This window comes from Christiangramia pacifica, assembly GCF_057221535.1.
Window position 1 is genome coordinate 1281541 of record NZ_CM170146.1, and the last position, 23195, is coordinate 1304735.

Here is a 23195-nt window from a genome sequence, read left to right on the forward strand (position 1 = left end):
TTGTTTTTTAAAACACACGAAAAATCTGTAAAATGGAAATTAGAATTTAGACGATTTATATAATTAGGAATTGTCAGAAAAGAGAGGTTGAAAATCATCCTCTCTTTTTTTATGCTTTCTTTTAAAAGTTAATGATTTAAAGATTATTACCTTTGCCTAGCTTTTTAAAATTGATTTATGTCTAAAGTTCTGGTCGTTGAAGACGATGTTGCATTTGGAACCATGTTAAAAACTTTTCTTGAGAAAAGGGATTATAAGGTAACTCTTGTCTATTCAGCTTCTGAAGCCTTCAAAAAAATTTCCTCGGAAAAATTTGATCTTGTACTTACCGATGTCAGATTACCAGACAATGATGGACTGGAAATCTTGAAAAATGTTAAGGCTGAAAATCCTGCGACCCAGGTGATTGTCATGACTAGTTATGCTGAAATAAGCATGGCTGTAAATGCAATGAAAGAAGGGGCTTTTGATTATGTTTCAAAACCTTTCAGACCAGAATCTATATTACAAACGATAGAAAATGCGCTTCATACTAATGAAGTCGCTCCAGTTGCCGAAAAAGCGAAACCAGCCAAAAAAACTCGTGGTCCACTTCATGAGAATCTGGATCTCGTAAAAGGAGTTAGTGAACCTTCCCGAAGATTAAGTGATTACGTTGAACTGGTTGCGCCTACTAATATGTCGGTTTTAATTACCGGTGAAAGTGGAACAGGAAAGGAGCAGATCGCGAAAAGTATTCACTTGCAAAGTAAGAGGCATTCAGCGCCATTTATCGCCGTAGATTGTGGAGCCATACCAAAGGAAATTGCCTCAAGCGAATTCTTCGGACATTTAAAAGGTTCCTTTACCGGTGCCATCAACGACAAAACAGGTCATTTTGAAGCTGCTAATGGTGGAACCTTGTTTCTTGATGAAATTGGGAATCTAACCTACGAATTACAGGTTCAATTGCTAAGGGCACTACAGGAACGAAGAATTAAGCCTGTAGGAAGTAATAATGAGGTTGAGGTAGACATTAGAGTTGTAACGGCAACCAATGAAGACCTTTCGGAAGCCGTTAAAGAAGGTGATTTCAGGGAAGATCTTTACCACAGGCTGAATGAATTTTCAATTAAAGTTCCGGCTTTAAGGGAGAGAAAAGAAGATCTCATGCTATTTGCAAACCAGTTCCTTGATGAGGCTAATGCAGACCTTGAAAAAAATATTCTTGGATTTACTGACGAGGCAATTCACGCTTTCAGAAATTACAATTGGCCAGGTAACTTACGTGAGTTAAAGAATATGGTAAAGCGTGCGGTTTTATTAACGCAGGATGATCTCATTCCATTGAAAGTACTTCCCCATGAAATTGCTACCTCTACTCGTACCAATGAGAATGATTACGGCTTGTTCAAAAACAAGAATGAAGAGCAGTTAATTCTGGATGCACTTGAAAAGACCGGCGGTAACAAAAGTAAAGCTGCAAGAATGTTATCTATAGACAGAAAAACACTTTACAATAAATTAAAGCAGTACGGTATTAAACTGTAATTCCTTCCTCAAGACTTGACATCAGTTGGTTGATCTTTCTCTGGAAAGTGGAAAATTCAGATTTGCTTATTTTTTCTCGGGCTTCCATTTTAACAAGAACAGCAACGATCTCTTTTGCTTTCATTTGGCGAAGCATAGGCAACATACGATGAGCAATTTTCCCTATCTGGTCTATATCATTCCTTTGAAATGCCGCCTCCAATTCCTCCAGGCTACTTTCCGCACCCTGAATGAACGCCTGAATGATCGTTTGCATAGCGTCATCATCCTGTCCTGAAAATTGATAAATATCGCTTAGATCGTAGTTTTCAGATCTCAATTTTGAGTTCTGAATCTCTTTTGAACCATCAGGCTTTTCATATTTCAATTCAAGAATGTCGGCAATACTTTTTTTCAGCTCGTCCGGTTTGTAGGGCTTTAATAATTTATTGTTGAAGCCCAATTGCGTATATACATTTTTCTGAATATCTGTTCTACCCGATAATGCGATCACAGGAATATCTTTATACTGGTCATTACTTCGAACATGCTTTATAAGCTGAAAACCGTCCAGAATTGGCATTTGTATATCGGTTAGAATGATATCAAAATCAGAAGATCTTAATTTTTCTAGAGCTAACTTACCGTTTTCAGCAGTTTCAATTTCAAATCCCATAGATCTTGCTACTTCTACCGTCAGGGAAAGTTGTCCCGGTTCATCATCAACTATCAATGCTTTAAGACCTGTAGTCTGAACAATTCTTTCTTCCTCGATTTGTTCAGCTTTTTCTTCTCTTTCAGCTTCTTCACGATTTTCCGAAAGTTTTACTACCGGAATGCTTATAATAAATTCACTTCCTTTTCCCTGTTCGCTTTCTACCCTAATCTCACCTTCGAGTAATTCCGTTAATCTTTTAGTGATCGCCAGTCCAAGACCTGAGCCTCCAAATCTTTTTTCAATACTGCTGTTTTCCTGAGAAAACTCCTCAAAAATACTCGCCTGCATTTCCTTGGAAATTCCGATCCCGGAATCCTTTACGCGAATTTCCAGGATGTGGTCATTGCCAGATTTTTCCTGTAGTTCAGCAGCGATAAGGATGCTGCCTTTTTCAGTAAATTTCCAGGCATTGGAAATAAGATTTGCCAGAATCTGCTTGATCCTGAAGGGATCACTTTGAATCTGAACATTGGTTTCTTCAGATACTTCGATAATGATCTCTACATCCTTGCTCTTTTCCGCTGGAATAATATTATTTACAGTATCCCTGATCAGTTTTTTAGGATTGAAAGAAAGCTTTTCCACAAGCATTTTTCCGGCTTCTAGTTTAGAAAGATCCAGTAAATCGTTAACCAATCTCAAAATGAATTGAGAAGATTTTTTTATCTGGGTGAGGTAATGCTTTTGCTTTTCGTCCAGGGGCGTTTTTTGAATAAGATCGGTATAGCCCATCACTGTGGTTAGCGGGCTGCGCAGGTCATGGGTGATCGCTGCCATAAACTGCTCCCGACTGGCCAGAAGGGATTCGGCAAACTCTTTTGCTTCTTCCAGTTGAACCCGGTAACGTTGGCTTCGGGTGATGTCCCCGATAATATTGATGATAAAATAGAGGATAATAAGTAAAATTATACATCCTCCCAGGAAGATGATATTGGAAGTTTTATTCAGCATATTCTGAAAAACCTCCGCTCTTTCTACTGAGTTTTCACGTTCTTTTAATTCGAGTTCAGACAGCAAACTTTGTAGTTGCTGGTTTAGGATAAGATCGTTGTTAAGTAGTTCATTTTCTTTTTGAATCACTTCATTCTGAAATTGCCTGTTTGCGAATTCAAGGTCGGTAAGCACCCGTTTAACCGATTTCACCAGGGAGTCAAGCCTTTGCGTGGTAATCTTTTCAGCATTATCTTCTCTTGAATATTCCAGCCACTTGACCAATACATCCTTCTGATATCCTTTCAGATTTCGAAAACGATTCTCGTAATTATAGTCTTTGAAAGATGCATCGATATTCCTGAGTTCGCTAAGTGCCTTCGAGTAATAATTGGTATTTCTGTCGCTATCCCGAAGAGCGACCAGTTCTTTTAAGTTCTGTGTTTTTTGATCCAGTAATTTGGTGATACTATCGGCTTCCTTCTCCAGGTTTATATTTTCATAGGTTTTCTCCAGACGATATAATTTAGATTTTATGGTATCTATCTGGGCATTGTAAAGATCAAGTTCTGACTCTTCTCCGGTCTGGATAAGTCTTCTGCTGGTATTCTCAGATTCGTTCAGGTTAGTACTAATTTCACTAACCAGGATAAGTTGCTGATTATTCTCGGTATTAGACTGTGCAATTTCAGAATATGCAATAACCTGGTTGTAAACATACCAGACAGCGAGTCCGGCAAGGATGGCAACGATAACGTATCCGGTAACTACTTTGGCGGTGATGGAGCGTTTGGCACTAAACATTACACAGGTTTTGATCCAAAATTAAGCCAATTATGGCAATTCTCTCCAAATGTATTGTATTTCTAAAAAAGCATATTACATTTGCCGAACAATCTCATAAGGGGTGCCCAAATGGGCTGAGATCATACCCAATGAACCTGGGCAGGTAATGCTGCCAAGGGAATTGCACGAAAGTGCAGTGTATGTACTCCTGTTATTGCCGATTGGCAGTTTCAGGATTTTTTTATTTAAAATTTAAACGAAAAGAATAATCGCCCCTTTTATTCGTAATTATTGCTACGAATGAAAAATGTATTATTTTTTGCAGGCCTGTTCTTACTATCCATACAGGCTTTTGCACAGGAATTTAAACTCTCAGGGACTGTAACCGAGAATGGAGATCCACTAAACGAAGCATCGGTCTACGTAAAAAGCACTGGTGCCGGAACAATTACCGATGAAAATGGTTTCTATAGTCTTAGTCTCGAAGAGGGGAATTACACCATTGTCTTTGTCTTTGGAAATCAGGTAAGTAAGAAGGTAACTATTAATTCAGATCAGGTTCTTAATGTGGATCTTTCCGGGGCAGAAGAAACTCTGGATGAAGTATTTCTTTCCGCAGTGAGAGTTACCGAAAAATCTCCGATTACCTATAGTAATTTAAGTAATGAAGAGATCGCCGACAGGAATCTTGGGCAGGATATCCCCGTTTTGATGAATTATATGCCTAATGTGGTTACAACTACAGATGCTGGTGCTGGTGTTGGTTATACCGGGATCCGTGTTCGAGGTAGTGATGCCACGAGAGTGAATGTAACTATTAACGGTATTCCTTATAATGACGCGGAAAGCCAGGGAACCTTCTGGGTAAACCTAGGAGATTTTGCTTCTTCCGTTGAAAATCTTCAGTTACAAAGAGGTGTTGGAACTTCTACCAATGGGGCCGGCGCTTTCGGTGCCAGCCTGAACATTCTTACCGATTCCTATAAAGAGGAAGCACAGGGAGAGATCGCGAATAGCATCGGTTCTTATAATACCTTCAAACATACGGTAAAATTCAGCACAGGATTGATCAATGATCACTGGTCTTTTGCTGGAAGAGCATCCAAGATTAGAAGTGATGGATATATCGATAGGGCGAGTAGTGACCTGAAATCATACTTTTTGCAAGGTACTTTTGTAGATGAGAATACGCTGATAAAAGCACTTACATTTGGGGGAACCGAAAGAACTTACCAGGCCTGGTATGGAATTGATCAGGAAACTCTTGAAAATGACAGAACCTTCAATCCTGCTGGAATCTATACCGATGAAAATGGGAATACAAAGTTTTACGATAACCAGACCGATAATTACAAGCAGGATCACTATCAGCTTCTATGGAATCAGGATTACGGAAGCAACTGGTCTTCAAATATCGCTTTGCATTATACGTATGGAAGAGGTTATTATGAAGAATATAATGAGGATGCAGACCTGGTTGAATTTGGATTACCGTCATTCACTTCAGATGGAGAAGAAATTACAACTTCAGATATTGTGGGGACCAAATGGCTGGATAACCATTTCTACGGAACGGTTTTCAGTTTGAACTACCAGAATTCCAACTGGGACGTGACCTTTGGTGGTGGCTGGAATAAATATGAAGGAGATCACTTTGGTGAAATGGTTTACAGCAGGTTTGCCAGGAATAATGATCCTTACGAGCCATATTATTTCAACCAGGCAGATAAAACCGATTTTAATATCTACGGGAAAGCCAATTTTTCTATAACTGAGAAACTTGCCGGATATGCAGATCTTCAGCTAAGAACTGTGCATTACGAAACTGATGGTTTACTGGATGATCAATCCAGGTTTTTGAATGAAGATGATTTCAGCTTCTTCAATCCTAAAGCAGGTTTAACTTACCAGTTAAATCCATATAACCAATTCTATTTTTCTTATGCGAGAGCTCATAGAGAACCAAGCAGGAATGACTATGAAAATGGCGATCCGGAACCTGAAGAATTGAACGATTTTGAATTGGGATGGAGACATAATTCGGAAAATTTTAAACTGAATACCAACCTTTATTATATGGGCTATCAGAATCAGCTGGTACTTACAGGTGGAATTGACGATGTGGGAGCTTTTATAAGACAGAATAGTGGAAAAAGTTACCGTTTGGGCCTTGAGGTAGATGCGACAGTTAGACTTTCTGATAAATTTTCTGTAAGACCAAATATTGCGGTAAGCAGAAATAAAAATGTTGATTTTGTATCTCCGTTCAATGGAGAATTGGTAGAATATGGTGATACCGATATTTCGTATTCTCCAGAAATCGTTGCCGGGAATATCATCAATTATCAACCGGTAAGCGGACTGGAGCTGAAACTTCTGTCAAAATACGTTGGAGAGCAGTACATGAGCAATGTGGAAGCAGAAAACTCCAAACTCGACAGCTATTTTGTGAACGATTTCAATGTTCAGTATACCTGGGAAAATGCCTGGTTGTTCAGGGAAATTGTTCTTACAGGATTGGTAAATAACTTCCTGAATGAAAAGTATGTTTCTAATGGATACTATTACACTTTTGATGTTCCCAATGATGATGTTCCGTCCGGAGTGCAAACTTTAGATGGAGCAGGGTTTTACCCGCAAGCCACTACTAACTTTTTGTTGGGATTAACGTTGAAGTTTTAAAAGCTTCAGCGGTTTTAGCTGCCTCCTTTTCAAAATGTAGGGTTTTGAGAGGGAGGCTTTTTTAATTAAAAACCTCGATGGTATTACCTGATCTTTGCACACGATAAGGTTTCATAGTATAGGGACCATCTCCTTCCACGATCTCACCAGTAATTACATTATATTGATTTCCCTCACAAGGGCAGGTCGCGATTACACCATTCACCGTCATTGCTGAACAATTATTTGCCGGATGGTTTGGATCACTTAGCTCAAAAGCTGCATACTGTGAGTTATTAATGTTATAGATCACCACGCCGCGAACCCCGTAATTATAGGTAGCGAAAGCGTTACCAGGAAATTGAAGATTATTATATTCCGGAAAACTAAGATCAAGCTGAAATCTGAAATTTAGATCAGGCAGGTTTGGATTAGTTCTAACTTCATCATCAGAGCCTGAACAAGCCGTGAACATTATAAAAATTGCGATATAGCTGAATAGTTTTTTCATGTAAAATAGCGTTGGAACGAAAATAATATAATTGTTCTGAAAGATTAAATTTCTTACATTTGTTTAAAGAAATCCCGGTAAAAATGGGATTTTTTCAGTTAATGATGCAATAGTTTAAACACGGTGAGGTAAAGCTTTATAGATCCCGTGCAATCCCGCATCCAGGGATTCAATTATTACTAAAATCATTATAAGGTATTTTTTCGGCTCTGGAGGGTCTAACCCACTGGCTGCGAAATTTAAAACGATAAAGTTATGAGTAAAGTATCTTATTACACCCCTGAAGGGTTAAAAAAACTTAGAGATGAGCTCAACCAGCTCAAAGATGTAGAAAGACCAAAAGCGTCTCAGGCGATCGCCGAGGCCAGAGATAAAGGAGATTTGAGTGAAAATGCTGAATATGATGCAGCAAAAGAAGCTCAGGGATTATTAGAAATGAAGATTTCCAAACTGGAGGAAGTCGTTGCTAATGCCAGAGTGATTGACGAATCGCAACTGGATACTTCTAAAGTTCTGGTGCATTCACATGTGAAGATCAAGAACCAAACGAACGGAGCTGAAATGACTTATATGCTGGTGGCGCAGAGTGAAGCCGATCTTAAATCAGGTAAGATCTCTGTAGATTCTCCTATTGGAAAAGGACTTTTAGGAAAACAGGTTGGAGATACTGCTGAAATTGAAGTTCCACACGGAACTGTGAAATTTGAAGTTGTAGAGATCTGGAGAGAGTAATTCTTTCCTTATCAGTTAATATTAGATCCTTTTCTTTCATCTGAATTTTCGGATTTTGGAAAAGGATTTTTTAATTTTAAATAAAAACCAACCTAATTATGTCAACACTGTTCACGAAGATTGTAAAAGGAGAAGTACCTGCTTATAAAGTAGCCGAAAATAGTCAGTTTTTAGCATTCTTGGATATCAGGCCGAATGCCAAGGGGCATGTGCTTTGTATTCCGAAGAAGGAAATTGACAAGATCTGGGATCTTGAAGAAGAAATGTACCAGGAATTGATGCGTTTCACTCGTCGTGTTTCAATAGCTCTTGAAAAAACTGTGTCCTGCAAAAGAGTGGGCATGGCCGTAGTGGGTCTCGAAGTTCCTCATACCCATGTTCATTTAATTCCGCTGAATAGCATGAAAGACATGGATTTTTCGAATAATGTGGAAATGAGCGATCAGGAATTCAAGGACCTTGCAGCAGCTATTAATTCGAATATAGAGCTTTGATCAATTTTTCAGATTATAAATTAAGCCTTGAAATACGGATAGACTGGAGCGATCTCGATATCTATGAGCATGTAAATAATGTTTCCTATATGCGTTTTCTGCAAAGCGGTAGAGTGAATTTCTGGGAAGCTTCAGGAGTTCACGAATTTTATAGAAATACCAATCAGGGAACGATGCTCGTGTCTACCAAATGTGATTTTAAAAGATCATTATACTATCCTGGAAAAGCAATTATTAAAACAAAACTTGATTTTATAGGAAAAACTAGCTTCGGTTTAAAGCATATTATCCTGAATGAAAAAGAAGAATTATGCGCTGAAGGGAATGATGTGATCGTTTGTTTTGATTTTGATAAAAATGAAACTTTTCCGGTACCGGATTGGCTTAGAGAAAAATTCTCAAAGCTTTAAACTTTTTTCAGGCTTATCTGGAATGTTGTTCCTTTATTCAATTCACTACGGGCAACCTTGATCTTTCCTTTATGATATTCTTCAATGATCCTTTTGGCAAGTGATAATCCAAGTCCCCAGCCACGCTTTTTAGTGGTTTGTCCAGGCTCAAAAATAGATTTATACCTGTTTTTATCGATACCTTTACCAGTATCTGTAATGTAAATATGCGCCTGCTTCAGGTCTTGTTTGATCTCAATTAATAGCTCGCCTTTTCCACGCATGGCATCAATGGCGTTCTTCACCAGGTTTTCTATGGTCCAGCTATAGAGTTGCTCATTCAGCATCACGTTAATAGGTTGCCTTGGCGTTCTAATGCTGAAATCGATGAGATTGGAACTTCTTGTTTTTAGATATTCAAAACTCTCCCTGGTAGACGCCACGATATCGGTTTGCTGTAAATTAGGCAAAGATCCAATCTTTGAAAATCTTTCAGTTATCGTTCGTAAACGATCTATGTCTTTTTCCATCTCCTCCACGTAAGATTGATTGACATTTTCAGATTTCAAGATTTCTGTCCAGCCTATTAATGAGCTTAGCGGAGTTCCAATTTGGTGCGCCGTTTCTTTGGCCATTCCCGCCCATAGTTTATTCTGTTCGCTTGATTTTGTGGTAGTATAAAAAAAGTAAACTACACCAATAAATAGAAATCCGATCAGGGTGAGCCCGATGGGATAGTACTTTAATTTATTCAGTGCGGGAGAATTGCCGTAATAAAGATATTGAACCTGCCCTTCACCAAGATCTATTTCAATAGGCTCATTTTCGTCTTTCAGATCTTCCAGGTAGTCTTTGATTTCATCGGGATCTTCAGCAATTGAAGGTTCCAGGTTTGTTGTATAGGCAATTTCCCCATTTTCATCTGTATGAATAATTGGGATGGTGGTATTATTGTTAAGAATCTCAAGAATAAGGCTAAGGTCGGCATCTTCAGGAGCATTGCTAAGTTCCTCCTGTGCCTGGGCCCAGATATTCATTTTGGCCCGTTCATCTTCTTTGAGTCGCTGAAAAAAAATACTTGTATTCCAGAGCACCAGGACGATGACCACAAGGCAGGAAATAATGATAAACCAGCGGTTAAAGCTGCGTTCGTCGGGTAGATTCATGTAAGTTTCCGGCTTTTAATCCAAAATAAATATAAGCGTTTTAAAACTATTTTTATTGTAAAGCATTGCTTTTCATTCCTTACTCGATTCTTTATCTTTGACAAAAATTAATCTATGCTAACTATAGAACCTAAGGATGTAAGCGTCGGTAAATTACATCAATACCTGCTGGGAGCGATCGGGCCAAGGCCAATTGCTTTTGCCAGTACGATTGATGAAGACGGAAAACCTAATCTTTCACCTTTCAGTTTTTTCAATGTCTTCGGTGCGAATCCGCCGGTATTGATATTTTCTCCAGCACGTCGCGGAAGAGATAATACAACCAAGCACACTTTTGAAAATGCTAAGAAAATTGATGAGGTGGTGATCAATATTGTAAATTATGATATTGTTCAGCAAATGTCACTTTCCAGTACCGAGTATGCTGAAGGAGTGAATGAATTTGAAAAGTCTGGATTAACCATGCTGAAATCTGACCTGGTAAAGCCTTTTCGCGTAGCTGAATCTCCAGTTCAAATGGAATGTAAGATCAAGGAAATCATTGAAACTGGTACTGAAGGTGGCGCAGGAAACCTGGTAATTTGCCACGTGGTAAAGATGCATATCAAAGACGAGATTCTGGATGCAGACGGTTATATAGATCAGCATAAAATAGACCAGGTCGCCCGTATGGGAGGAAACTGGTATACCAGGGCGAAATTGGGAATGTTCGAAGTACCGAAACCACTTTCAACTTTGGGAATTGGTGTGGATGCTATGCCTGAGGAAGTTAGAACCAGTAAATTTCTTACCGGAAATGACCTTGGAAAACTAGGAAATGTAGAGTCTTTACCTGAAAATGGGGAGATCGAACAATTCCTTAAATCAAATCCGCAAGAAGCCGAACTTGTTAAAAGCGGTGATAAAGAAAGAATTCATAAACAGGCTCAGACTTATCTTGAGAAAGATGAACCTGAAAATGCCTGGAAAATATTATTAGCAAAATAAACGAGACAATGGAAGTACAGGGAAAAATTAAATTGATTGGAGATACAAAGTCATTCGGAAGTAACGGATTTCAGAAAAGAGAGGTGGTCGTAACTACCGAGGAGCAATATCCGCAGCATTTATTGATCGAATTTGTCCAGGATAAATGTAGCCTGCTGGATGCTTACCAGGTAGGGCAACCGGTGAAAATAGGAGTGAATTTAAGAGGTCGTGAATGGGTAAGTCCACAGGGAGAAACTAAATACTTCAATTCTATCCAGGGATGGAGAATTGAAAATCTTGCTGCTCAGCAGCCTTCAGGAGGTTCTAACGTACCGCCACCAGACCAGTTCGAACCTGCGAGTGACCTGAATGATGAGGATTATGATGATCTTCCATTCTAAACAAAAAATATAAGATTTTAGAAAGTCCGGTGCTTATGTATCCGGACTTTTTTATTTTTCAGTTTCAAAAAAATAGTTTATTGTATTTCATAGCTCCAGATCAGCCATTTCCACCAGTAAGTTTTGCAGATGATGATGGCCTGCTGGCGGTAAGTCGTGAATTAAGCCCCGAACGTCTCAAAGAGGCATATTACAAAGGGATTTTCCCCTGGTACAACGAAGGTCAGCCAGTGCTTTGGTGGTCGCCAGATCCAAGAATGGTGCTTTTTCCGGAAAATCTCAAAATTGCAAAAAGTATGAGACCGCTATTAAATCAGGGTAAGTTTCAGGTTACGTTCAATCAGGAGTTTGAAAAAGTGATGGACAATTGCGGAAAAGTTTTCAGAAAAGGGCAGGATGGAACCTGGATCACAACAGCTATAAAAGAGAACTACTTGAAACTTCACCAGGAAGGAATTGCTTTTTCGACTGAAGTCTGGAATGGAGAGGATTTAGTTGGCGGACTTTATGGAATTTATTTACTTGATAAAAAGATGTTCTGCGGTGAAAGTATGTTCGCTAAGGAGAGTAATGCCTCAAAATTTGGGTTTATCAAATTGGTGGAAAAGCTTAAAACTGAAGGAGTGAAAATTATAGATTGCCAGGTCTATACAAATCACCTGGAAAGCCTTGGAGCTGAAGAAATTCCTCGAGAAGAATTTCTGGAATATCTTAAATAGATATTTTCTTTCCTAATTGCTTGATTTCTTCATGTCGAAAACAATCTACCTGGTGATCATTGACCATTCCGGTGGCCTGCATATGAGCATAGATAACCGTAGAGCCGACAAATTTGAAACCTCGTTTTTTCAGATCCTTGCTTAACTTGTCACTAATTTCAGTTGTTGCAGGAGCTTTCTTGTAATCTTCAATTTCGTTCTGAACAGGTTGACCATCCACGAATTGCCAGATGTATTTACTAAAACTGCCAAATTCATCCTGAACCTTCATGAATTCACGCGCATTGGTAACTGTAGCCCTGATCTTCATCTGGTTTCTAATAATGCCCGAATTTTGCATCAATTCAGCGATCTTAGCATCTTTATACTGCGCTATCTTACGATAGTCAAAATTGTCAAAAGCCTCTCTAAAATTATTACGTTTCCTAAGCACAGTGATCCAGCTTAAACCCGCTTGAAAAGTTTCCAGGGTGAGAAATTCAAAAAGTGTTTCATCATCAAGTACAGGCACTCCCCATTCGTGATCGTGATAAGCTTCATATAAAGGGTCACCAACGCACCAGCCGCAACGGTTAACTTCTTCCATAGTTTCTAGGATCTAAAATGATAAGTAATGGTTCCAATTTGTGAATCTCTGCCGGCAAGTTTGGTAAACCTGGCTCCCGCCGAATATTCCAGAGCGCGATCTGTAAGACATTCGTTGGTGGTAGTTGAACTGCCTTTATTTACTGAAGAATCTATCACATAACCATTAGCATCAACCGTAATATTGATCACAACCTTACCTGCCGTATCGCAGGTGTACACCGGATTTGGGATTTTTACGGCATTTCTTCCTTTCAACGAAAATGAGATTGAACTGTAGTCGTAAAGTGCAGATTTTTGCGAGGCTTCTTCTGCTGAATCGTCACCATCAGAACGTTTTTTCTTTTCTTCAGAATTCTTCTTATTCAGGGCATAATTTCCATCGGAACCTTTGGTGTCTGTATTTTCAGCCTGCTCCTCTTGCGCAGAGTTCTTTTCAAAAATCTTGTCGAGTTGATTTTTAAAATCGGCCTCTCTGGTTTCTTTATCCTGGTTGTAAGCCTGGTGAGTCTGAATATTTCTTCTATTCTGTTGCTGCGCTTGCGGCTCTTCAGGTTCGACTTCTTCTTTCTCGGTTACTTTGAATTGTTCGAGATCAACAAGCATCTCTGCCGTTTCCTGGTTGTTGTTGGCAAGCTTAAAATTATACAAGGCCAGCATCAACACGGCAAATGAAAGCACTGTAAGGATAAGCGCCTTATGCTTGTCGAAAAATTTATCGAAAAACTCCATACCTAATTAACAGTCAGTAGACTTAATTATTCTCTCGTGAAGGTAGCAAATTTTCAAAATACTCGAGATCCATGGCTTTTTCTACAGAATGATCTCCAATTTTGGTTCTTCTGAGTTCCGAAAGATGAGCACCACTATTCAAAGCCTGTCCGAATTCGTGTGCCAGGCTCCTAATGTAAGTTCCCTTGCTGCAAACTGCTCTGAAATGAACAAGAGGAAAATCTTTTGAATCGATCTCAAATTCAGAAATTTCCACCTTTCTTTTCTTTACTTCAACTTCCTTGCCTTCGCGAGCATATTCATAAAGTCTTTTCCCATCTTTTTTTAAAGCTGAGAAAACTGGCGGTGTTTGCTCAATTTCACCGATGAATTTTTTAGAGGTTTCCTGAAGCTGTTCTTCAGTAATATGATCTGTGGGGAATTTTTCGTCAATTTCGGTTTCCAGATCAAAAGATGGAGTTGTAGCTCCTATGGTGATCGTTCCGGTATATTCCTTTATCTGACCCTGAAGTTGAGGGATCGTTTTAGTAAATTTTCCTGTGCAGATGATCAAAAGTCCTGTTGCCAGCGGATCCAGAGTTCCGGCATGACCAACTTTTATTTTTTTGATATTACAGCTCTTTCTGATAAGCCATCTCACTTTGTTCACCAGCTGAAATGACGTCCAGTTCAGCGGCTTGTCAAAGAGAAGTACTTGTCCGGCTTTAAATTCTTCGGGAGTAATTTCCTTATTGTGCATATGCAAAAATAATGGCCGCAAGTCCCACCACAAAACAATACACGGCAAACCATGAAAGTTTACTTTTCTTTACCAGTGCGATCATCCATGTGCAGGCAACGAGTCCGGCGATAAATGCAGCGACAAATCCTATCGCCAGGATAGAAAAATCGGCTGAACTTTCCATTAATTCACCGCTTAATAGATCTTTGGCGATCTTTCCGAAGATCAGGGGCACAACCATTAAAAAGGAGAATCTGGCTGCCTTTGTTTTGTCATTCCCCAACAATACAGAAGTTGAGATAGTAGCTCCACTTCGAGAAATACCTGGTAACATGGCAATAGCCTGTGAAATACCTATCACAAATGCATTGCTATAGCTAACACTTTTTCCTGTATTCTTGGCTTTATCGGCCAGCCATAATAAAAGAGCAGTGATCAATAGCATAAACCCAACAAATAGAATATTTCCGCCGAATAAGGCCTCTAGTTGTTCTTCAAATAACAATCCTACCAGCACGGCCGGTATCATGGAGATTATGATCTTTAAACTGAATTTCGTTTCCTCGTTCCATTTAAAACTTAATAAACCACCAATGATCTCAAATACATCTTTTCTGAAAACAACAAGAGTGCTTAGGGCGGTCGCAAAGTGAAGGACCACGGTGAACAACAAGGATTCTTCAGGTACACTTGTATCGCCTAAAATAGCTTTTCCTAATTCTAAATGTCCACTGGAAGAAACGGGTAAAAATTCGGTTAGTCCCTGGATGATCCCAAGGATCACGGCGTCTAATACGTCCAAGCTTTTTATTTTTTATTCGGATTCAACAAAATGGCGTAAACCTCGATGGCAAAACCAATTAGCACCAAAGCCGGTGCAAGTCGAATTCTTTGAAAATTATAGATAGCATCATTAAATTCATTCGGATCTTCGCTACCGCCTCCAGACATTAAAATAAAACCCAGCGCGATCACGGCGATTCCTATGAACATGAAAGTGTAGTTCTTCTTTCCGAAAACGAATCCGGTATTAAAACTACCTCCGTTATGTATTTCTTTATCCTTTTTCATCTTCTAATAATAAAGTTCGTCTGTTTTCAGATTAAGAAAGCGGGAAGTCGCAAAATACGTACTTATCCATGTAATTACAATTCCCATCAGGAAAATCCCGGAGAATAAAATCACAAGCATTTTAACGTCACCCAGAAGGTTCAGCTCTGTAAAACTGTTGTTCAGGTAATATAAAACCGCAGCCATTCCAATTAAGGCTAATATGGCCCCTATAAGACCAAGCTTTACGCTTTGCCAAATAAATGGCCTTCTAATAAAGCCTTTGGTAGCACCAACCATCTGCATGGTTTTAATGATAAATCTTTTTGAATAAACCGCCAACCTTATACTGCTATTGATCAATAACACGGCGATAAAAGTAAAGACAGCGCTGGCGATAAGAACCCAGAAACTGATCTTTTTCACATTATCGTTTAAAAGTGCGATCAAAGGTTTATCATACACGACCTCGTCTACAAAATTCTTTGAAGTTAGATCTGCAGCGATCTGGTCTACCTGTTCTGAAGATACAAAATCAGCATTCATATATACATCTATAGAATTCTGAAGTGGATTATATCCCAGGAATTCCATAAAGTCCTCGCCGATCTCTTCACTATGAGCTTCGGCCGCTTCTTCCTTAGAAACATACGTGGTAGACTTGGTATAGTCTGCCATGGCTAGGCTTTTTTTCAATTGTTCGATCTCCACTTCTTTTGCATTATCTTTTAGATAGACCGTAAGAGCGATCTGCTCTTTAAAATGATCGGCGACTTTTTTAGTGTTCAATACCAACAAGCCCAGCATTCCTAAAAGAAACAATACCAAAGAAATACTGATAACTACTGAAAAATAGGAAGATATGAGGCGGCGTTTCTGATACCTTTCAAAAGATGTGGTCATAGAGTTACTTCAGATTTTTTGTAAAAATAAGAAAGTTCAGCTTTCTCAATCTTTAAAACGCTGAAACTTTCTGATTTATTCTTATAAGGTTAAATTTGATAAAAACGAAGATATGGAAATACTGGTATACGGAATTGGTGGCGTGGGCGGTTACTTTGGCGGAAGACTTGCAAATGCTGGTTTAAATGTTAGTATGATTGCCAGGGGAGAGCATCTCAAACAGATCCAGAAACATGGTCTAAAGGTAGAAAGTATTAAAGGTGATTTTAAAGTAAAACCGAAATTGGCTACTGCAGATGTTTCTGAAGTGCCAATACCAGACCTGATCATCCTCGGAATTAAATCCTGGCAGATCCCACTGGTAGCATCAGAATTAAAGTCAATTTTGAAAGAAGATACAGTGATATTGCCACTTCAGAATGGAGCCGATAATTATGAAAAACTAATTCAATTTCTTCCGAAGAAAAATGTCCTCGCCGGACTTTGCTTTATTGTAAGTTTTGTGGAAGAACCAGGAAAGATCAAACACGCAGCTTACGAACCTAAGATCGTTTTTGGAGAAGCAGATAGTACACAGTCAGATCGGGTGATGAAAATTCATGATATTTTGGATGAAGCCGGAATTGAGAACGATGTTCCAGAAAATATTCAACTGGAGATATGGAAAAAATTCCTGTTCATATCTACTGTAAGTGGAATCGCCGGACTCACGAGAGTTCCAATAGATAAGATAAGGGATAGCAAATATCTTTATCAAATGATGAGGAATACGGCGAAGGAAATCATTAAAGTTGGAAAAGCAAGAGGAGTCCCTTTGACTGAAAAACACCTGGAAATGGTTTTTGAGATCATTAATTCACAGCCGGAAGGCACCACCGCTTCTACGCAACGCGATATCATGAACGGCAAACCTTCAGAACTGGAAGATTTCAACGGTTTTATTGTGAAAGAGGGAGAGAGGCTTGGAATAGAAACTCCGGTGAATCGCTATATCTATGAGTGCCTGAAACCTATGGAAGAAGCTGCACGAAAAACCAAGGAATAAGGTTTCCAATCATTCCGCATAAGTCCTTTAAAATTGTATTTTTGCAATTCAGAAATTTATCGTCAAGCTGAACTCGTTTCAGCTTCTCAATTTTAGACTCTGAGCCAGATTCAGAGTGACGCCAAGAATAAGACAAGAAAGACAGAAGATGAGTTACCACTTTAATAAGATCGAAGAGAAATGGCAGAAATACTGGGCCGAAAACCAGACTTTTAAAGCCAGCAACAATTCTGATAAACCGAAATATTATGTTTTAGATATGTTCCCTTATCCATCGGGAGCTGGACTGCATGTGGGTCACCCGCTAGGTTATATCGCCAGTGATATCTATGCTCGCTTCAAAAGGCATAAAGGTTTTAATGTGCTGCATCCGCAGGGATATGATAGTTTTGGTCTTCCGGCAGAGCAATATGCTATTCAAACCGGTCAACATCCTGCGGTAACCACTCAAAATAATATAGCTCGCTATCGTGAGCAATTAGATAAGATCGGATTTTCTTTCGACTGGAGTCGGGAAGTAAGAACGAGCGAACCGGATTATTACAAATGGACGCAATGGATCTTTATTCAGCTTTTTGAAAGCTGGTATGATCAGGAAGCTGAAAAATCACGTCCGATTTCTGAATTGGAAGAGATATTTGCAGCTGAAGGTAACTCAAGAGTAAATGCTGCTTGCGATGATCATGTTGAAGAATTTACTTCAGATAACTGGAATGCTTATTCTCAGGATGAAAAAGAGGAAATTCTACTAAAATACCGACTTACTTATTTGGCAGAAGCTGAAGTGAACTGGTGTCCGCAATTGGGAACCGTTCTGGCGAACGATGAGATCGTGAATGGAGTTTCTGAGCGAGGCGGATATCCTGTCGTAAGAAAGAAAATGACCCAGTGGAGCATGCGAATTTCTGCTTTTGCGGAAAGATTGCTTCAGGATCTTAATAAAATTGACTGGACCGAAAGTTTAAAGGAGAGTCAGCGAAACTGGATCGGTAAATCTGTAGGTGCCCAGGTAGCATTCAAGGTGATGAATTCAGATCACAAATTTGAAGTTTTCACCACACGTCCAGATACCATTTTCGGAGTTTCTTTTATGACGCTTGCTCCCGAGCATGATCTTGTAGAAAAGATTACCACAGAGGATAGAAAAGAGGAAGTTCAGGAGTATATCGATGCTACGGCTAAAAGAAGTGAGCGTGAGCGTATGGCTGATGTAAAAACAATTTCTGGTGCATTTACCGGTGCTTATGCCGAACACCCTTTCACTAAAGAACCGGTACCGATCTGGATCGGGGATTATGTACTTGCAGGTTATGGAACCGGCGCAGTCATGGCCGTTCCTTGTGGTGATCAGCGTGACCATGATTTTGCCAGACACTTTGATCTCCTTATACCAAACATTTTCGAAAATGTAGATGTTTCTCAGGAAGCTCATTCTGGTAAGGAAGGAACGGTGATCGCGAATTCAGATTTCCTTAGCGGGTTGGAATATAAAGAAGCTTTAAATAAAGTGATCCTTGAACTTGAAAAAACAGGTCAGGGCTATGGTAAAACAAATTACAGGCTTAGGGACGCGGTTTTCAGCCGACAAAGATATTGGGGAGAACCATTCCCGGTTTATTATGTAAATGGTCTGCCGAAAATGATCGGCTTAGAGCACCTTCCTTTAAGATTGCCTGAAGTTGAAAAATATCTCCCAACCGAAACCGGTGAGCCGCCATTAGGAAATGCTACCGATTGGGCCTGGGATACGAAAAATAATAAGGTGGTATCAAATTCTGAAATAGATGACGAATCTGTTTTTCCTTTAGAATTGAATACCATGCCGGGATGGGCAGGAAGCAGCTGGTATCTTTTCAGATATATGGATGCCGGGAATCCTGATCGTTTTGTTTCCGAAGATGCTCAAAAATATTGGGAAAACGTAGACCTGTATATCGGCGGAAGCGAACATGCTACCGGTCACTTATTATATTCAAGATTCTGGACTAAATTTTTGCATGACCGAGGTTGGCTGACTGTAGAAGAACCATTTAAAAAACTGATCAACCAGGGAATGATCCTTGGAACCAGTGCTTTTGTTTACAGGCTGGAAGGTGAAAATGTGTTCGTTTCTAAAAACCAAATTAAAGGTAATAATGTCCAGCCAATTCATGCAGATGTTTCTTTGGTAAACGCTTCTGACGAACTTGATATTGAAAGTTTTAAAAAGTGGCGTCCTGAATTTGCTGATGCTAAATTCCTTACGGAAGATGGAAAGTATATCGTTGGAAGGGAAGTGGAAAAAATGTCCAAGTCTAAGTACAATGTGGTAAACCCGGATGAGATCTGTAAGGATTATGGCGCTGATACCTTGAGAATGTATGAAATGTTCCTTGGTCCGCTCGACCAGGCGAAACCCTGGAATACCGCAGGGATTACCGGAGTGCATAATTTCTTGAAAAAGCTTTGGAAACTTTATCATAATGGCGAGGAGTTCTCGGTTTCAGATGATAAGGCTTCTGCAGATTCCTTAAAAACACTTCATAAAACCATTAAAAAGGTGACTGAGGATATTGAGGAATTCAGCTTTAATACTTCAGTTTCAACATTTATGATCTGTGTTAACGAACTTACTGCTCAGAAGTGCAATAGCAGAGAGGTTCTTGAGCTACTTGCTGTTCTTATTGCACCGTATGCTCCGCACATCGCGGAAGAACTTTGGCAGAAGCTAGGGAATTCAGAATCTGTTACTACCGCCAAATATCCTGAATTCGAGGAAAAATATCTGGTAGAAAGTAAAAAGAACTATCCGGTTTCTTTTAATGGAAAAATGAGGTTCACCATGGAACTTCCATTAGATATGTCCAAAGACGAAATTGAGAAAAATGTTTTGGAAGACGATAGGACGAAAAATCAACTTGATGGATCAGCCCCTAAAAAAATAATAGTTGTTCCGGGTAAAATTGTGAATATCGTAGTTTAACCCCCTAAAAAATATCTATTAAGGGTGTTGAAAGTTATTTTTTACTTTTAACACCCCTATTTTTATTTTCTTTATTATTTTTCGGAATCTAAATCTTCTATTATGATAATCGGGATTCCAAAAGAAATCAAAAACAATGAAAGTCGGGTAGGAATGACGCCTGCCGGGGTACTTGAACTTACCAAGCTTGGCCATAAAGTCTTAATTCAATCTACTGCGGGTGATAGCAGCGGATTTGATGATGAAGACTATCATGCGGCCGGCGCTACAGTATTACCTACAATCGATCGTATATATGCAAAAAGTGATATGATCGTAAAGGTAAAGGAGCCTATTGAGCCTGAATATGAATTGATCAGGGAAGGGCAGATCATTTTTACCTATTTCCATTTTGCTTCAAATCAGGGCTTAACCGAGGCTATGATGAAAAGCAAATCTATTTGTATCGCATATGAAACGGTAGAGCTTTCAGATGGTACCTTGCCATTATTAACGCCAATGTCTGAAGTTGCCGGTAGAATGGCAATTCAGCAAGGAGCTAAATATCTCGAGAAACCTGTGAAAGGTAAGGGGTTATTGCTTGGCGGTGTTCCTGGAGTTCCTCCAGGGAAAGTTTTGATACTTGGAGCAGGAACTGTAGGGATCCAGGCGGCAAAAATGGCTGCGGGTCTAGGTGCACAAGTGACTGTACTTGATGTGAATATGAACAGGTTGAGGTATGTAAATGATATTATGCCTAGTCACGTGGTTACGGAATTTTCCAATGAATATAATATCAGGAAGCATATCAAGACCAGTGATCTAATCATTGGCGGAATTTTGATTACTGGTGCCAAGGCTCCGAAACTTATTACCAGTGATATGCTTAAGCAAATGCAACCTGGAACCGTGATCGTGGATGTGGCCGTGGACCAGGGAGGTTGTGTGGAAACCACGAGGCCTACTACTCACGAGGAGCCGGCTTATATAATTGACGATGTAGTACATTATTGTGTAGCGAATATGCCAGGAGCTGTGCCGCATACTTCTACAATTGCACTCACCAATGTTACTTTGCCTTATGTATTGCAATTAGCTGAAAAAGGTTGGGAGCAGGCATGTCAGGATGATGACGCACTGGCCAAAGGTGTAAATATTGTAGGAGGGAAAGTTACCTTCGAGCCTATTTTGGAGGCTTTTGACTGGAATAAATCTTTTGCTTAGTTCAGGTAAAGATCAATAAGGCCTTCAGGAGTGACCACCCTGATCTCCTTATTTTTCTTATCAACCTTTTCGATGAATTCATCGTTCATGGGAATGAGGATCTGTTTTCCGTCGTTCTCAATTTCGAAAAGAGCCTGGGCGGTAGAATCATTTATAGATATAATCTTGCCGATATTTCCATGTTCGGTATCTATTACATCGAAGCCAATGATCTCATGGAAGTAAAATTTATCTTCCGGTAGTTCGGGAAGCATGGATAGCGGAAGGTAGATATCAGCGCCAACCATATCTTCTGCATCTTCTTCAGTATCTATATCTTCAAATTTAGCACGTAGAAGCGTGCTTTTGTGCAGATAAGACCTTTCAATAAAAAATGGAACCAGATTTTCGTTGTATTCAACGAGAACTGATTCCATTTTTGTGTAAGTTTCAGGTTCATCGGTATCTAATTTTATTAGTACCTCACCCTTAAAGCTAAATTTCCCAACGATTTTTCCAAGATAGAAGCATTCTTCCTTAGTCATCGCAGGTGGCTGTTTTAAGCGTCTTTTTTCTCTTCAGTTTTAGCTTCTTCTGCAGTTGCAGCGCCAACTTCTTCTTCAGCAGCATCTACGGTAGCTTCATCTGTAGCTTCTGCAGTTGCAGCTTCAGCCTCGGCTGCAGCTTTTGCTTCTGCCTCTTCAGCTTCTTTAGCTTCAGCTTCACGCTTAGCGTTCGCTTCTTTTTCAGCTTCCAGAGCTTTTGCTTTTTCAGCTTCTTTAGCTTTCTCTAAAGAGTCTTTTTTAGCATCAACTTTTCCTTCCTTCTCTTCTAACCAAGCTTTGAATTTCTCTTCAGCCTGCTCTTCAGTCAAAGCTCCTTTTTTAACTCCTACAGCAAGGTGTTTTTTAAGAAGAGCTCCTTTGTAAGAAAGGATAGCACGTGCGGTATCGGTTGGTTGAGCACCATTTTGTAACCATTTTACAGCTCCGTCTACATCAAGTTCGATTGTAGCTGGATTTGTATTAGGGTTATAGATTCCCAATTTATCCAAAAATTTACCGTCTCTTTTTGCGCGGGTGTCCGCAGCAACAATCCAGAAAAAAGGTTTTCCTTTTTTACCGTGTCTTTGTAATCTTATTTTTACTGGCATAAAAATTAAATTTTGGGGTACTCGACCCCGATTATTAATAAGTGTGCAAAGATACTACATTTTTCTAATTTTCAAGTCTTTCCAATATTAATTTCTATAGCACGAATTGAAGCGCTGATTTATTTTGAAAAGTATCATTTGGCAATAATTTTGGTTAAAAAGTCAGGGAGCTGTTAAATGAGGTTAATTAGTGCTAAACCCTGTTAAATAGGTTGTTGAGACGATATTCTGAACTTATCTTTACTCAAAGAAAAATTGAAAAAAATAAAGCTATGAGTTATTCAAATGAGATTTCCAAAAAACTAAATGAGTTACTGGAAAAGAATTATGATGCTGAAAAAGGTTACAAATTAGCAGCAGAAAAAGTAAATAATCAACGTCTAAAAACATTTTTCTCGCAACGTGCAGAGGAAAGATATGATTTTGGACATGAATTGAAATCTGAGATCCGCAACTTTGGGGAGAATCCTGATAAAGGAACAAGTCTTGCAGGAGATGCGCACAGATCATGGATGAATCTAAAAGCAAGTTTATCAAATGATAAAGATGAGGCTGTACTTGAAGAAGCAATTCGTGGAGAAAAAGCTGCGGTAGAGGAATATGAAGATATATTAAAAGAGTCTGAAATCCCAGCATCTACAGGAAATATTCTTCTTAAGCAGAAAAATGCGATCATAGCTTCATTAAATGAAGTGAAAACCCTGGAAGATCAGGCGTAGATATTAGATAGATACAATGATGCGAACCATGTTTGATTGAAGTAGTAGTAGTTTTTAGTGTTCGTATCAGGCCTCACAAAATTTCTGAATTTTCAGATTTTTGTGAGGCTTTTTTTGTGGTTAATAATTCCTGAAAACTAAGTTTTAATTCAGCCTTA

23 protein-coding genes are annotated in these 23195 nt (G+C 39.2%); 12 read left to right on the top strand and 11 right to left on the bottom strand.

Going from position 1 to position 23195, the window contains the following annotated elements; all coding sequences use genetic code 11:
* Nucleotides 1–177: 177 nt before the first annotated feature.
* Complete coding sequence (locus AC2S94_RS05985) at nucleotides 178–1530, top strand: sigma-54-dependent transcriptional regulator (protein ID WP_484630601.1); 1353 nt, start codon at nucleotides 178–180, stop codon at nucleotides 1528–1530.
* On the opposite strand, the gene AC2S94_RS05990 is transcribed toward AC2S94_RS05985, so the two are convergent.
* Nucleotides 1520–3961, bottom strand: coding sequence for a hybrid sensor histidine kinase/response regulator (locus AC2S94_RS05990; RefSeq protein ID WP_484630602.1), 2442 nt, complete (start codon nucleotides 3959–3961; stop codon nucleotides 1520–1522). The genes AC2S94_RS05985 and AC2S94_RS05990 overlap by 11 nt on opposite strands.
* Before the next feature lie 282 nt (nucleotides 3962–4243).
* On the opposite strand from AC2S94_RS05990, the gene AC2S94_RS05995 reads away from it, so the two are divergent.
* On the top strand, nucleotides 4244–6625 hold the full coding sequence (locus tag AC2S94_RS05995) for a TonB-dependent receptor (RefSeq protein ID WP_484630603.1): 2382 nt from the start codon (nucleotides 4244–4246) through the stop codon (nucleotides 6623–6625).
* A 61-nt stretch (nucleotides 6626–6686) separates the two neighbouring features.
* On the opposite strand, the gene AC2S94_RS06000 is transcribed toward AC2S94_RS05995, so the two are convergent.
* The gene (locus tag AC2S94_RS06000) at nucleotides 6687–7115 is read right to left on the bottom strand and encodes a Rieske (2Fe-2S) protein (RefSeq protein WP_484630604.1); all 429 of its coding nucleotides are present in this window, start codon (nucleotides 7113–7115) and stop codon (nucleotides 6687–6689) included.
* 255 nt (nucleotides 7116–7370) lie between these two features.
* Here AC2S94_RS06000 and greA point away from each other — a divergent pair, with 255 nt between their 5' ends.
* The 3 genes from greA (at nucleotide 7371) to AC2S94_RS06015 (ending at nucleotide 8751) form a co-directional block, all read left to right on the top strand.
* The gene (gene greA, locus AC2S94_RS06005) at nucleotides 7371–7847 is read left to right on the top strand and encodes a transcription elongation factor GreA (protein ID WP_484630605.1); all 477 of its coding nucleotides are present in this window, start codon (nucleotides 7371–7373) and stop codon (nucleotides 7845–7847) included.
* A 98-nt stretch (nucleotides 7848–7945) separates the two neighbouring features.
* Nucleotides 7946–8341: an HIT family protein gene (locus AC2S94_RS06010; protein WP_484630606.1), complete on the top strand. Its 396-nt coding sequence runs from the start codon at nucleotides 7946–7948 to the stop codon at nucleotides 8339–8341.
* Complete coding sequence (locus tag AC2S94_RS06015) at nucleotides 8338–8751, top strand: acyl-CoA thioesterase (protein ID WP_484630607.1); 414 nt, start codon at nucleotides 8338–8340, stop codon at nucleotides 8749–8751. Before AC2S94_RS06010 ends, AC2S94_RS06015 begins: the two co-directional genes overlap by 4 nt.
* On the opposite strand, the gene AC2S94_RS06020 is transcribed toward AC2S94_RS06015, so the two are convergent.
* Nucleotides 8748–9896 (bottom strand): sensor histidine kinase, encoded by a 1149-nt coding sequence (locus AC2S94_RS06020; protein WP_484630608.1) that lies wholly within the window; start codon nucleotides 9894–9896, stop codon nucleotides 8748–8750. The genes AC2S94_RS06015 and AC2S94_RS06020 overlap by 4 nt on opposite strands.
* Nucleotides 9897–10010: 114 nt before the next feature.
* Here AC2S94_RS06020 and AC2S94_RS06025 point away from each other — a divergent pair, with 114 nt between their 5' ends.
* The 3 genes from AC2S94_RS06025 to aat all read left to right on the top strand — a co-directional run bounded on the left by AC2S94_RS06025 (nucleotide 10011) and on the right by aat (nucleotide 11985).
* On the top strand, nucleotides 10011–10883 hold the full coding sequence (locus tag AC2S94_RS06025; protein ID WP_484630609.1) for a flavin reductase family protein: 873 nt from the start codon (nucleotides 10011–10013) through the stop codon (nucleotides 10881–10883).
* A gap of 8 nt (nucleotides 10884–10891) precedes the next feature.
* On the top strand, nucleotides 10892–11266 hold the full coding sequence (locus AC2S94_RS06030; protein ID WP_484630610.1) for a DUF3127 domain-containing protein: 375 nt from the start codon (nucleotides 10892–10894) through the stop codon (nucleotides 11264–11266).
* Between the two features lie 80 nt (nucleotides 11267–11346).
* A complete protein-coding gene (gene aat, locus AC2S94_RS06035) occupies nucleotides 11347–11985 on the top strand; it encodes a leucyl/phenylalanyl-tRNA--protein transferase (protein ID WP_484630611.1) in 639 nt (212 codons plus the stop codon).
* On the opposite strand, the gene AC2S94_RS06040 is transcribed toward aat, so the two are convergent.
* Genes AC2S94_RS06040 through AC2S94_RS06065 form a run of 6 tightly spaced genes read right to left on the bottom strand, consistent with a single transcriptional unit; the run spans nucleotide 11978 to nucleotide 15976 of the window.
* Nucleotides 11978–12571: a DNA-3-methyladenine glycosylase I gene (locus AC2S94_RS06040; RefSeq protein WP_484630612.1), complete on the bottom strand. Its 594-nt coding sequence runs from the start codon at nucleotides 12569–12571 to the stop codon at nucleotides 11978–11980. The genes aat and AC2S94_RS06040 overlap by 8 nt on opposite strands.
* Before the next feature lie 5 nt (nucleotides 12572–12576).
* Nucleotides 12577–13302 carry an energy transducer TonB family protein gene (locus AC2S94_RS06045; RefSeq protein WP_484630613.1) on the bottom strand — a complete coding sequence of 242 codons (726 nt, stop codon included), beginning with the start codon at nucleotides 13300–13302 and terminating at the stop codon, nucleotides 12577–12579.
* Between the two features lie 22 nt (nucleotides 13303–13324).
* A complete protein-coding gene (gene truB / locus AC2S94_RS06050; protein ID WP_484630614.1) occupies nucleotides 13325–14041 on the bottom strand; it encodes a tRNA pseudouridine(55) synthase TruB in 717 nt (238 codons plus the stop codon).
* Nucleotides 14031–14825 carry an undecaprenyl-diphosphate phosphatase gene (locus AC2S94_RS06055; RefSeq protein WP_484630615.1) on the bottom strand — a complete coding sequence of 265 codons (795 nt, stop codon included), beginning with the start codon at nucleotides 14823–14825 and terminating at the stop codon, nucleotides 14031–14033. The genes truB and AC2S94_RS06055 overlap by 11 nt, the downstream gene beginning before the upstream one ends.
* Before the next feature lie 5 nt (nucleotides 14826–14830).
* Nucleotides 14831–15094, bottom strand: a complete 264-nt coding sequence (locus AC2S94_RS06060) for a DUF3098 domain-containing protein (RefSeq protein ID WP_484630616.1) — start codon at nucleotides 15092–15094, stop codon at nucleotides 14831–14833.
* Between the two features lie 3 nt (nucleotides 15095–15097).
* Nucleotides 15098–15976, bottom strand: a complete 879-nt coding sequence (locus AC2S94_RS06065) for a cell division protein FtsX (protein WP_484630617.1) — start codon at nucleotides 15974–15976, stop codon at nucleotides 15098–15100.
* A 112-nt stretch (nucleotides 15977–16088) separates the two neighbouring features.
* Between AC2S94_RS06065 and AC2S94_RS06070 the strand changes: the two genes are divergently transcribed.
* The 3 genes from AC2S94_RS06070 to ald all read left to right on the top strand — a co-directional run bounded on the left by AC2S94_RS06070 (nucleotide 16089) and on the right by ald (nucleotide 21186).
* On the top strand, nucleotides 16089–17021 hold the full coding sequence (locus tag AC2S94_RS06070) for a ketopantoate reductase family protein (protein WP_484630618.1): 933 nt from the start codon (nucleotides 16089–16091) through the stop codon (nucleotides 17019–17021).
* Nucleotides 17022–17169: 148 nt separating this feature from the next.
* Nucleotides 17170–19983, top strand: a complete 2814-nt coding sequence (gene leuS, locus AC2S94_RS06075; protein ID WP_484630619.1) for a leucine--tRNA ligase — start codon at nucleotides 17170–17172, stop codon at nucleotides 19981–19983.
* Between the two features lie 102 nt (nucleotides 19984–20085).
* Complete coding sequence (gene ald / locus AC2S94_RS06080) at nucleotides 20086–21186, top strand: alanine dehydrogenase (RefSeq protein ID WP_484630620.1); 1101 nt, start codon at nucleotides 20086–20088, stop codon at nucleotides 21184–21186.
* On the opposite strand, the gene rimM is transcribed toward ald, so the two are convergent.
* The gene (gene rimM, locus AC2S94_RS06085; RefSeq protein WP_484630621.1) at nucleotides 21183–21710 is read right to left on the bottom strand and encodes a ribosome maturation factor RimM; all 528 of its coding nucleotides are present in this window, start codon (nucleotides 21708–21710) and stop codon (nucleotides 21183–21185) included. The genes ald and rimM overlap by 4 nt on opposite strands.
* A gap of 14 nt (nucleotides 21711–21724) precedes the next feature.
* Nucleotides 21725–22318 (bottom strand): 30S ribosomal protein S16, encoded by a 594-nt coding sequence (locus AC2S94_RS06090; protein ID WP_484630622.1) that lies wholly within the window; start codon nucleotides 22316–22318, stop codon nucleotides 21725–21727.
* Between the two features lie 272 nt (nucleotides 22319–22590).
* Between AC2S94_RS06090 and AC2S94_RS06095 the strand changes: the two genes are divergently transcribed.
* Nucleotides 22591–23037 (top strand): ferritin-like domain-containing protein, encoded by a 447-nt coding sequence (locus tag AC2S94_RS06095; protein ID WP_484630623.1) that lies wholly within the window; start codon nucleotides 22591–22593, stop codon nucleotides 23035–23037.
* The last annotated feature ends 158 nt before the right edge of the window (nucleotides 23038–23195 follow it).

Excerpts from the sequence above, each read along its gene's own strand:
- AC2S94_RS05985 (WP_484630601.1), top strand. The coding sequence starts at position 178 with ATGTCTAAAGTTCTGGTCGTTGAAGACGATGTTGCATTTGGAACCATG.
- AC2S94_RS05990 (WP_484630602.1), bottom strand. The coding sequence starts at position 3,961 with ATGTTTAGTGCCAAACGCTCCATCACCGCCAAAGTAGTTACCGGATAC.
- AC2S94_RS05995 (WP_484630603.1), top strand. The coding sequence starts at position 4,244 with ATGAAAAATGTATTATTTTTTGCAGGCCTGTTCTTACTATCCATACAG.
- AC2S94_RS06000 (WP_484630604.1), bottom strand. The coding sequence starts at position 7,115 with ATGAAAAAACTATTCAGCTATATCGCAATTTTTATAATGTTCACGGCT.
- greA (WP_484630605.1), top strand. The coding sequence starts at position 7,371 with ATGAGTAAAGTATCTTATTACACCCCTGAAGGGTTAAAAAAACTTAGA.
- AC2S94_RS06010 (WP_484630606.1), top strand. The coding sequence starts at position 7,946 with ATGTCAACACTGTTCACGAAGATTGTAAAAGGAGAAGTACCTGCTTAT.
- AC2S94_RS06020 (WP_484630608.1), bottom strand. The coding sequence starts at position 9,896 with ATGAATCTACCCGACGAACGCAGCTTTAACCGCTGGTTTATCATTATT.
- AC2S94_RS06025 (WP_484630609.1), top strand. The coding sequence starts at position 10,011 with ATGCTAACTATAGAACCTAAGGATGTAAGCGTCGGTAAATTACATCAA.
- AC2S94_RS06030 (WP_484630610.1), top strand. The coding sequence starts at position 10,892 with ATGGAAGTACAGGGAAAAATTAAATTGATTGGAGATACAAAGTCATTC.
- AC2S94_RS06040 (WP_484630612.1), bottom strand. The coding sequence starts at position 12,571 with ATGGAAGAAGTTAACCGTTGCGGCTGGTGCGTTGGTGACCCTTTATAT.
- AC2S94_RS06045 (WP_484630613.1), bottom strand. The coding sequence starts at position 13,302 with ATGGAGTTTTTCGATAAATTTTTCGACAAGCATAAGGCGCTTATCCTT.
- truB (WP_484630614.1), bottom strand. The coding sequence starts at position 14,041 with ATGCACAATAAGGAAATTACTCCCGAAGAATTTAAAGCCGGACAAGTA.
- AC2S94_RS06060 (WP_484630616.1), bottom strand. The coding sequence starts at position 15,094 with ATGAAAAAGGATAAAGAAATACATAACGGAGGTAGTTTTAATACCGGA.
- AC2S94_RS06065 (WP_484630617.1), bottom strand. The coding sequence starts at position 15,976 with ATGACCACATCTTTTGAAAGGTATCAGAAACGCCGCCTCATATCTTCC.
- AC2S94_RS06070 (WP_484630618.1), top strand. The coding sequence starts at position 16,089 with ATGGAAATACTGGTATACGGAATTGGTGGCGTGGGCGGTTACTTTGGC.
- leuS (WP_484630619.1), top strand. The coding sequence starts at position 17,170 with ATGAGTTACCACTTTAATAAGATCGAAGAGAAATGGCAGAAATACTGG.
- ald (WP_484630620.1), top strand. The coding sequence starts at position 20,086 with ATGATAATCGGGATTCCAAAAGAAATCAAAAACAATGAAAGTCGGGTA.
- rimM (WP_484630621.1), bottom strand. The coding sequence starts at position 21,710 with ATGACTAAGGAAGAATGCTTCTATCTTGGAAAAATCGTTGGGAAATTT.
- AC2S94_RS06090 (WP_484630622.1), bottom strand. The coding sequence starts at position 22,318 with ATGCCAGTAAAAATAAGATTACAAAGACACGGTAAAAAAGGAAAACCT.
- AC2S94_RS06095 (WP_484630623.1), top strand. The coding sequence starts at position 22,591 with ATGAGTTATTCAAATGAGATTTCCAAAAAACTAAATGAGTTACTGGAA.